Genomic DNA, 8,946 nt, shown 5'->3' on the forward strand with positions numbered 1-8,946 from the left:
TCGGGCGCGGCCGGCGTGGGCGCGGGCTCGGCCGGCGCGGGCTCGGGCGGGTCGCTGAGGCGCCTGCTCCCGACGCTCGGCGGCGGCATCGCGCATACGGCCATGGCCGTCATCCTGGTGGGCCTCATCGGCTCGTCGATGTACGTGACCGAGGTCACGGGGTACGTGCCCTACGACGAGGCGACCGACACGGCGTCCGAGCCGTTCAAGATCAAGGACTACGAGCTCTTCTACACCGGCAACGAGATCACGCCCTCCGAGAACGGCGACGACATCCTCTACACGCTGCACTATGACGTGCTGAAGGACGGCGCGTACGTGGGCAGCGTGTCGCCGGCCGTGCAGGTGGTCCAGTCCACGCGGCAGCAGAAGCTCGTGGCGAGCGTGATCAGCTTCCCGACGGAGGATCTGTTCGTGGTGTACCGCGGCGTGAACGCCAACGGCGACTTCTCCATGGACGTGCGCGTGAACCCGCTGATCGGCTTCGTGTGGGTGGGCTTCGGGCTGCTCATGGCGGGCGCCGTGGTGGCGCTGCTCGGCAAGCGGAGGAGCGCCTCCGCCGGGCGCGCTGGCGTCGCCGGGCGTGCGGAAGCGGCTGAGCCCGCTGACGCCGCCGAGGCCGCTGAAGCGGGCCGCGCCTCTGCCGGCCCGTCGACCTCGGATGCGGGGGAGGCCCTCGCCGAGGGCGCCCGTGACGCGAGGTAGCTAAGGGGGTGCGGGCAGGAATGGATGCGGCCATCGAGGTCAGGGGCCTCACCAAGCAGTTCGGGGGGCGCCGCGCCGTCGACGACGTGAGCTTCGCGTTGCCCCGCGGCGCGTTCCTCTCGGTGTTCGGGCCGAACGGCGCCGGCAAGACCACGCTTCTGCGCATGCTCGCCACGCTCACGCGTCCGAGCGCGGGCGACATTCGCATAGGCGGCGTCGACGCGAAGGAGGAGCCTGACGCCGTGCGCGCGTCGGTGGGCCTCATCTCGCACAGCGCCATGCTCTACCCCGACCTCACGGCCGAGGAGAACCTGCTGTTCTACGCGCGCCTCTACGGCGTGCCCGACCCCGAGCGCCGCGTGCTCGAGCTGCTCGACGCGGTGGGGCTGCGCCACCGCCGCCTCGACCGCGTGCGCACGTTCTCGCGCGGCATGACGCAGCGCGTCTCCATCGCGCGGGCGCTCGTGAACGACCCGGCCGTGGTGCTGCTCGACGAGCCGTACTCGGGCCTCGACCCGCACGCGGTGGAGATATTCGACGAGCTCATCGGCAGCGTGCGCGCCGAGCGCACGTTCGTCATGGTGAGCCACGACTTGGAGAAGGGCCGCGCGCTGGCCGACCACGTGATGGTGATGGCGCGCGGGCGCGTGGTGCGCTTCGCGCGCGCCGACGAGCTCGACGCCGAGGAGTTCCGCGCGCTGTACCGCTCCACGGTGGGAACGGGGGTGGCCTAGATGACGCGCTCGCAGAAGGCGCCCGCCGCGCGCCCCGCCGCCCAGGCTCCCGCGCCCGCCGCGCGCCCGCAGCGCCCCTCCGGCTTCGCGCAGTACAAGACGCTGCTCGGCAAGGACCTGCGCCAGGAGTTCCGCACCAAGGAGATGCTCGTCTCCATGGGCATCTACGCGGTGCTGGTCATCGTGGTGTACGGCGTGGCGCTGTCGTTCGCCCGCCCGGGCGGGGAGTTCCTCGAGGTGTCGGGCGGCCTTCTGTGGGCGCTCGTCGTGTTCACCTCGCTTCTGGGGCTCGGGCGCTCGTTCGCGGCGGAGAAGGAGAACGGCTGCATCGAGGGCCTGCTCCTCGCGCCGCTCGACCGCGGCGTGGTGTTTCTGGCGAAGGCCACGTCGAACCTCGTGTTCCTGCTGGTGGTCGAGGTGATCGCCGTGCCGCTGTTCTGGTTCTTCTTCTCGAGCTTCGCGCACCCCGGCGCCTCCGCGCCGCTCATGGTCGCGCCGCTCGTGGTGGGGTCGGTCGGCATCGCGGGCGTGGGCACGCTGCTGTCCACCATCACGGCGAACACGCGCGGGAAGGACGTCATGCTGGCGCTTCTGTTCGTGCCGGTGATCTTCCCGCTGCTCTACGCGTGCGTGTCGGCCACCACGGCCGCGCTCGTGGGCGGCGACGCGTTGGCTGACGTGTTCGGGATGTCGCTGGCGCTCGCCGCTGGTTACGATGTGATCATGATCCTGGCGTCGTGGGTGCTGTATGATTTCGTGGTGAGCTAACCTGGTGACGCCTCGTTGGCGAGCCGCAAGGCGGAAAGGACGGAGAAGGTGACGAAGAAAACCACCAAGCTGCCCGAGACGGGGCAGTGGCCTGATCGCGTGGCGCCGGCGGTGCTCGTCGCGGGCGCGCTGCTCACGACGGCGGGCTTCCTCATGGCGTTTCTCGTGGTGCCCCCCGTGGGCGGCGCCACCGTGGGCGGCGCGGAGCTCATCGGCGGGTCGCTGATCTCGAACAAGCTGCTCATCTCGCAGAAGATATTCTTCTTCCACATGCCGGTCGCCATGGTGTCGTTCTGCGCGCTGGCGTTCGCCGCGTACTACTGCGTGTGGTTCCTCGTGACGCGCGAGCAGCGCTTCGACACCTGCGCGAAGATCGCCATGGAGATCTCGCTTCTGTTCGTGATCATGACCATGATCACCGGCGAGATGTGGACGCGCTTCGAGTGGGGCGTGTGGTGGACGTGGGAGCCGCGGCTCACCACCTACCTCGTGCTCATGCTCATCGTGATCGCGTACCTGGTGCTGCGCAACATGATCGACGAGCCCGAGCGCCGTGCCACGTTCTCCGCGGTCATCGGCATCATCGCCTTCGTCGACGTGCCCATCTGCCTCATGGTCACGCGCCTGATCCCCTCGTCCATCCACCCCGTGGTGGTGCGCGAGGGCGGCATGAGCCCCGAGATGGGCCTGTGCGTGGGCGTCGTCATGGCGGGCATGCTGTGCGTGGGCTTCGCGCTCTACCGCCTGCGATTCCGCCAGGTGCGCCTCGAGCAGCGCGTGGAAGCTGTCAAGGAGCTGCTGGAGGACTGACGCAGGCGCCGCAGCAACCTTCGCCGACCTTGCCGGGAAGGCGAGCTTGTTTTTCGAAAGGAGCACTCATGAACCCCATCCTCGTTGAGATCTACAGCACCGTGATCCCGTCGGCCCCGTACCTCATCGCGGCGTACGCGCTTCTGTGGGCGGCGCTTCTGGTGTACGTGCTCATGATCATGCGCGGCACCAAGCGCGCCGAGGCGCAGATGCGCCTGCTTGAGGAGGCCGTGGCCGAGCAGGCCTCCCGCTCCCGATCCGAGCGATGAGGCGGCTGCTCTTCCTGGGCTGCGCGTGGGCGTGCTTCGCGCTCGGCGCCGTCGGCGTGTTCGTGCCCGTGCTGCCCACCACGCCGCTTCTGCTCTTGGCGACGTTTCTGTTCGCGAAGTCGTCGCCGCGCTGCCACGCGTGGGTCACGTCGACGAAGGTGTACAAGACCTACGTCGAGGCGTTCCTGGAGGCGGGCGGCATCCCCGCGTCCACCAAGGTGCGCATCCTCACCGTGTCGTTCGCGGTGATGACGGCCAGCGCGATCCTGGTCCAGAAGCCGCTCGTGTGGGCGGTCCTCGCCTGCGTGGCGGTGTTTTTGCTCTACCTCATGGTCGTGCGCATCCCCACCGTCGGCCTCGAGGTCGTGCAGAAGGTCCGCGAAGCCGAGCCCGAGTAGGGGGACTTTGCGGGCGCGAGCAGCGCGCCATCCCCCTATGTCATCCTGGGCGGAGCGCCCGAAGGGCGCGGAGTCGAAGGATCTGGCCTCGCGCCCAGGCGCTTTCGGCGCAGCGCGGCAGCAGCCGTGCGATGACGGGCGCGAACGGCCCCTAGCGCAGCGTGGTGACGCGGCCGTCCTCGGTTACGAAGACGACCTGGAGGATCTCGGGGCAGCGGCGAGCGAGCGCGCTGCCGCGCTCCGTCCCCAAGGCCAGGAGCGTGGTGGAGAACCCCTCGGCGTCGATGGACTTCCTGGCGATCACGGTTGCGCTCGCGGCGTCGGTGCGCACGGGCATGCCGGTGCGCGGGTCGAGGACGTGATGGCAGAGCGTGCCGTCGGGCGCGGTGAAGCAGCGCTCGTAGGTGCCGCTCGTGACCGCGCTGCCCGAGGCGAGCGGCACGGCGCCTGCCAGGCGCCGGGGGTCGCGCGGGCTGCGGACGCCGACCCTCCACGGCGCGCCGCCGGGCTTGCTGCCGCGCACCACCACGTTGCCGCCCAAGTTGATGATGTAGCCGGAGAGCCCGCGCGCGCCCATGAGCGCGTCGAGCTCGTCGGCGACCCACCCCTTCGCGATGCCGCCCGCGTCCACGGCGGCCGCCTCGTCGGCCAGCTGGGCGAAGTGGCGCGCGGGCGCGCCGGGCTCCTCGGTCAGCGCGAGCTTCTCCCAGCCCACGTGCGCCGCGGCCTGTGCGAGCGCGCGGGCGTCGGGCGCGATGCCCGCGCGGAAGTCCCACAGCCGCACAAGCGGCCCCACCGTGACGTCGAAGGCGCCCTCGCTTCGCGCGCAGTAGCGGAGCGCACGCGTGAGCAGGTCGAACGTGCGCGGGTCGATGCGCACGCGCGCGCCGCCCGCGGCGTTTACGCGCGCGATGTCGGAGTGGGGGAGCGTGCGGGAGAACAGCCGCTCGTAGGTGCGGCACGCTGCGACGGCCTCGCTGAACGCGGCGCGGCAGGCGGGCGCGTCGCCGTAGGCGGACAGCGAGACGGCGGTGTTGAACGCGAAGAGCCGCGCCGTCATGAGGCCGGCGTCGTCGGGGCCGCTGACGCGGACCTCCTCCTCGCGGGGGATGGGGTCGAGCGCGCCCTCGGGCATGCGGCTGGGAGCGCGACCGCCGGGGTGGCCAAGCGCGCGATCAGCGGCGTCGGCGGGGCGGGTGTCGGCGGAGGCTTCCATGCCCGCCAGTGTAGCATGCCCCGCCGCCCTCCGCCTTCGCCCATCGGGCTTCATGGCGTATAATGGCGCTAGTTCTGCCGTGCGCCGCCTCGGCATGTGAGATAGGAGACACATGAAGGCACTGATTCCCGCCGCGGGTCTGGGCACCCGCTTTCTGCCGGCCACGAAGGCCCAGCCCAAGGAGATGCTGCTCGTCGTTGACCGCCCGGCCATCCAGTACGTGGTCGAGGAGGGCCTGGCTTCGGCCGCCGACGAGGTGGTCATCATCAACTCGCATGAGAAGAAGGCCATCGAGGAGCACTTCAGCCCCAACCCCGAGCTCGTGGCGCTTCTGCGCGAGCGCGGCAAGGACGCCTACGCCGACATGGTGGAGTACGTGGGCAACCTGAACGTGAGCTACGTGTACCAGGAGGAGGCGCTGGGCCTGGGGCACGCGGTGCGCTGCGCGGCCGAGAAGACGGGCGACGAGCCGTTCTACGTGCTCTTGGGCGACGTGCTCGTGCCGAACAACAAGATGCTGCCCGCCATGCAGGCCGTCTCCGACGCGCACGGCGGCGCGAGCGTGATCGCCGTCATGCCCGTGCCCGACGAGGAGGTGAGCCGCTTCGGCGTGATCGCCGGCGAGGCCGTGGCTGACGACGTGTGGAAGGTCGACTCGCTGGTCGAGAAGCCCGCGCTCGCCGACGCGCCGAGCAACCTGGCCGTGTTCGGCCGCTACCTCCTGAGCCCGCGCGTGATGGAGCTTCTGGCCGACGTCAAGCCGGGCGTGGGCGGCGAGATCCAGCTCACCGACGCGCTCGACGCCGTGCTCAAGGAGGAGGAGATGTACGCGCTCATCATCGACCCGGCTGACGGCTTCGACACCGGCACCGTGGAGAGCTGGCTCGAGACCAACAACATCCTCTGGAAGCAGAAGCAGGGCCGCTAGCCTCGCGGCTGCTCGCAACCGCGGCCGGCATCCGCCGACCCAAATAAGCGGGGCGCCCCGACGGCGCCCCGCTTTTCATGTCCTGGGCGCTGGCTTCGGGCACCCTTGGGGCATGGGGCCCCTGGAGCTCGAACCACCGACAACGCCTTCTTCCCAACCGCGGCTCGAACCACCGACAACGCCCCTCTTTCATCCACAGCTCGGGAAAGCTGGCTGGAAAACGCCCGTTGTCGGTGCTTTGGGCCTCGAAAACCACCGACAACGCGCTTTTTGCATCCACTTTTCCCAGGAAACCGCCGATAACGGTCCCTTTTCATCCAGAATCACCTGAGGGGTGGATGGAAAAGCGTCGTTGTCGGTGGCTGGACCGCAGGCACGCCCTTCCAGGGGCTCACCCCCTGAACGCGACATCTTCCTTTCCACGTGATTGCGTGTCCAGGAAGCCGCCCGGGGCCTTAACCGCTCTTCTGCCTCATGCCCCTCGGCCATGTTTGGCTTGGAAAAGAAGGGGCCCGGCGAGAGGGGAACTCGCCGGGCCAAAAGGAGGGGATGATGCGGCTTTGCGCCGCTCTGCTTTTAAAGGGATAAAGCAGGCAAGCAAGGTAGGAGGGGAACCTATCAACTTGCTGACGTCAGTATAAGGGACGGGCTTGAATAACCCGTGAACCGCAAGTGGCGAACTTGTGGATTTCGTTCCAAGTCCAGGCCCTCGAACTTTTTCGAGAAGTTTCACAGAAACATTTGTTCGTGAAGAGCAGACATGGTATGATGCGTCGCATGGATACGCTGTTCACAGAATTCGAGAACGCCGAGCGCACGAAGGTGGCGCCGCTCGCGGTGCGCATGCGCCCGCGCACGCTTGACGAGCTGGTGGGCCAGACCGAGGCGGTCGGGCCGGGCAGCTGGCTGCGCGCCGCCATCGAGCAGGACCACCTGAGCTCGGTGATACTGTTCGGCCCCGCGGGCACGGGGAAGACCTCGCTCGCCCATGTGGTCGCGGAGACCACGAAGGCCACGTTCGTGGAGGTGTCGGCCATCGGCGGCACGGTGTCGGACTTGCGCCGCGAGATCGACGCGGCGGAGAAGCGCCTCGTCATGGGCGGCCTGCGCACCATCCTGTTCGTCGACGAGATACACCGCTTCAACCGCAGCCAGCAGGACGCGCTGCTGCACGCCGTGGAGGACCGCATGGTGGTCTTGGTGGGCGCCACCACCGAGAACCCGTTCTTCGAGGTGAACTCGGCCCTCATCTCGCGCTCGCGCGTGGTCGAGCTGCATGCGCTCTCCGACGAGGACATCGCCCTGCTCGTGGGCCGCGCGCTCGCGGACGAGCGCGGCCTTGCCGGCGCCTACGTGCTCGAGGACGCCGCGCTCGACGCCATCGTCACGCTGGCCGGGGGAGACGGGCGCGACGCGCTCACCACGCTCGAGCTCGCGGCGGGCATGGCAGGCCCCGGCGCGCCGGAGGCGCCCGTGACCGTCACGGAGGGCATGGTGCGCGCCGCCACGCCCCACCGCGCGCTGCCCTACGACAAGAACAAGGACATGCACTACGACGTCATCTCGGCGTTCATCAAGTCCATGCGCGGAAGCGACCCCGACGCGGCCGTGTACTGGCTCGCGCGCATGATCGACGGCGGGGAGGACCCCAAGTTCATCGCGCGGCGCATGTTCATCGCCGCGTCCGAGGACATCGGCAACGCCGACCCGAACGCGCTTCTGGTGGCCGAGGCGGCGTTTCGGAGCGCCGAGGTGATCGGCTACCCGGAGTGCCGCATCAACCTGGCCCAGGCCGCCATCTACCTGGCGCTCGCGCCGAAGAGCAACGCCGCCGAGGCCGCCATCGACGCGGCGCTCTCCGAGGTTCGCCACGGCCCGCGGCGCGACGTGCCCGACTACCTGCGTGACCGCCATCGCCCCGGATCGGAGAACTACGGCACGTACCGGTACCCGCACAACTACCCGGGCGGCTGGGTTGACCAGCGCTACCTGCCCGAGGGGCTCGAGCGGGGCTGCTTCTACCACCCCAGCGATCGCGGCTGGGAGGCCTACCGCGCCGAGGCCGCCGCACGCGACCGCGCCGAGGCCGCGCAGCCTGCAAGGCCCGCCCCGCGCACGGAGAAGGCGCAACGTGCGGGCGCGAAGGCGCCGGGCGCGGCGGATGCGGCGGCCTCGGCGCCCCCGAAGCGCGCGGGGGGAGGCGCAACGCGCGGGTAACGATGCGTGGGCGCTTGGCGCATTCGCTGACCTGCCTGTGTAGAATTGGACGGTGAAGTGCTATAGTTTGCCTTCAAAGCCCGATCAGGAGGAACGGCAATGGAATTTGGTGAATTGCTCAACATCGCGCTTCCCGTCGTGTACGCAGTCGTCGGCATCGCGCTCGTATGGCTCGTCGTGGAGCTCGCGCTCACCTTCCGCAGGACGCGCCAGGCGGTGTCCGAGGTGAACGACACGGTGAGCGAGCTCCATGAGCAGATCAAGCCCACGCTCGACCACGTGGAGAAGATCACCGCGCAGCTCGAGCCCGTCTCGTCGAAGGTCGACCCGCTCGTCGACCGCGTGTCGCTCACCGTTGACGCGGCCAACCTGGAGATCATGCGCGTCGACCAGATCCTCGAGGACGTCACGCAGATCACCGACTCGGTCACCAAGACCATGGACACGGTCGACTCGGTCACGAGTGCGCCGCTTGACCTGGTGAGCTCGGTGACTGACAAGGTTCGCGCCCGCCTGAAGACGCGCGGCGCCTCTGAGGAGTCGGTGCGCTTGGGCGGCGCGGGCAGGCCCGCCAAGCAGAGCGCCGTGCGCGATCTGGTGGACGCCACCGCGGATGCCGCCGAGGCCGCCGTCGCCGACCGGCGCGAGCGTCGCGCCGCCGCTGCCGACGCTGACGCCGCAAGCGCCGCTGCTGCCGACGCGACAAGCGCCGTCAGCGCGACGAGCGCCTCCGCCGCGCACGCGGACAAGGCGTAAGGCCCATGCCCGACCTCTCCCGCATCCCCGCCATCACGCCCGAGCCGCACGCGCCCGCCGCAGCGTCGCCTGGCGCGCCGGCGGGCGCCCCGGTCCCGCCCCCGCCCGCTCCTGTCCCGGCGGGCGTCCCCGCGCCTGCCGTCTC

General features: G+C 69.7%; 10 protein-coding genes. 9 read left to right on the forward strand and 1 reads right to left on the reverse strand.

Annotation, left to right across the window (positions count from 1 at the left end; all coding sequences use genetic code 11):
- From G7Y49_RS11350 to G7Y49_RS11375, 6 genes are all read left to right on the forward strand, one after another.
- On the forward strand, nucleotides 1-705 hold a 705-nt coding region (locus G7Y49_RS11350; RefSeq protein ID WP_304518565.1), incomplete at its 5' end, for a cytochrome c-type biogenesis CcmF C-terminal domain-containing protein.
- A gap of 20 nt (nucleotides 706-725) precedes the next feature.
- Nucleotides 726-1,439, forward strand: coding sequence for an ABC transporter ATP-binding protein (locus G7Y49_RS11355; protein ID WP_206214685.1), 714 nt, complete (start codon nucleotides 726-728; stop codon nucleotides 1,437-1,439).
- Entirely contained in the window at nucleotides 1,440-2,207 is a 768-nt protein-coding gene (locus tag G7Y49_RS11360; protein ID WP_165173908.1) for a heme exporter protein CcmB, read from the forward strand.
- A 48-nt stretch (nucleotides 2,208-2,255) separates the two neighbouring features.
- Entirely contained in the window at nucleotides 2,256-3,017 is a 762-nt protein-coding gene (ccsA, locus tag G7Y49_RS11365; RefSeq protein ID WP_241157403.1) for a cytochrome c biogenesis protein, read from the forward strand.
- 68 nt (nucleotides 3,018-3,085) lie between these two features.
- Nucleotides 3,086-3,286 (forward strand): hypothetical protein, encoded by a 201-nt coding sequence (locus G7Y49_RS11370; RefSeq protein WP_165173919.1) that lies wholly within the window; start codon nucleotides 3,086-3,088, stop codon nucleotides 3,284-3,286.
- Entirely contained in the window at nucleotides 3,283-3,684 is a 402-nt protein-coding gene (locus G7Y49_RS11375; RefSeq protein WP_165173921.1) for a YbaN family protein, read from the forward strand. Before G7Y49_RS11370 ends, G7Y49_RS11375 begins: the two co-directional genes overlap by 4 nt.
- A gap of 151 nt (nucleotides 3,685-3,835) precedes the next feature.
- On the opposite strand, the gene G7Y49_RS11380 is transcribed toward G7Y49_RS11375, so the two are convergent.
- Nucleotides 3,836-4,900 carry an FAD:protein FMN transferase gene (locus tag G7Y49_RS11380; RefSeq protein WP_241157404.1) on the reverse strand — a complete coding sequence of 355 codons (1,065 nt, stop codon included), beginning with the start codon at nucleotides 4,898-4,900 and terminating at the stop codon, nucleotides 3,836-3,838.
- Between the two features lie 112 nt (nucleotides 4,901-5,012).
- Here G7Y49_RS11380 and G7Y49_RS11385 point away from each other — a divergent pair, with 112 nt between their 5' ends.
- The 3 genes from G7Y49_RS11385 (at nucleotide 5,013) to G7Y49_RS11395 (ending at nucleotide 8,801) form a co-directional block, all read left to right on the forward strand.
- Nucleotides 5,013-5,828, forward strand: coding sequence for a UTP--glucose-1-phosphate uridylyltransferase (locus G7Y49_RS11385; RefSeq protein WP_165173923.1), 816 nt, complete (start codon nucleotides 5,013-5,015; stop codon nucleotides 5,826-5,828).
- Between the two features lie 777 nt (nucleotides 5,829-6,605).
- Entirely contained in the window at nucleotides 6,606-8,045 is a 1,440-nt protein-coding gene (locus G7Y49_RS11390) for a replication-associated recombination protein A (RefSeq protein WP_165173925.1), read from the forward strand.
- 99 nt (nucleotides 8,046-8,144) lie between these two features.
- Nucleotides 8,145-8,801, forward strand: coding sequence for a DUF948 domain-containing protein (locus G7Y49_RS11395; RefSeq protein ID WP_165173927.1), 657 nt, complete (start codon nucleotides 8,145-8,147; stop codon nucleotides 8,799-8,801).
- Nucleotides 8,802-8,946: the final 145 nt, after the last annotated feature.

The organism is Adlercreutzia sp. ZJ242, assembly GCF_011038995.1.
Taxonomy (GTDB): Bacteria; Actinomycetota; Coriobacteriia; order Coriobacteriales; family Eggerthellaceae; genus CAAEEV01.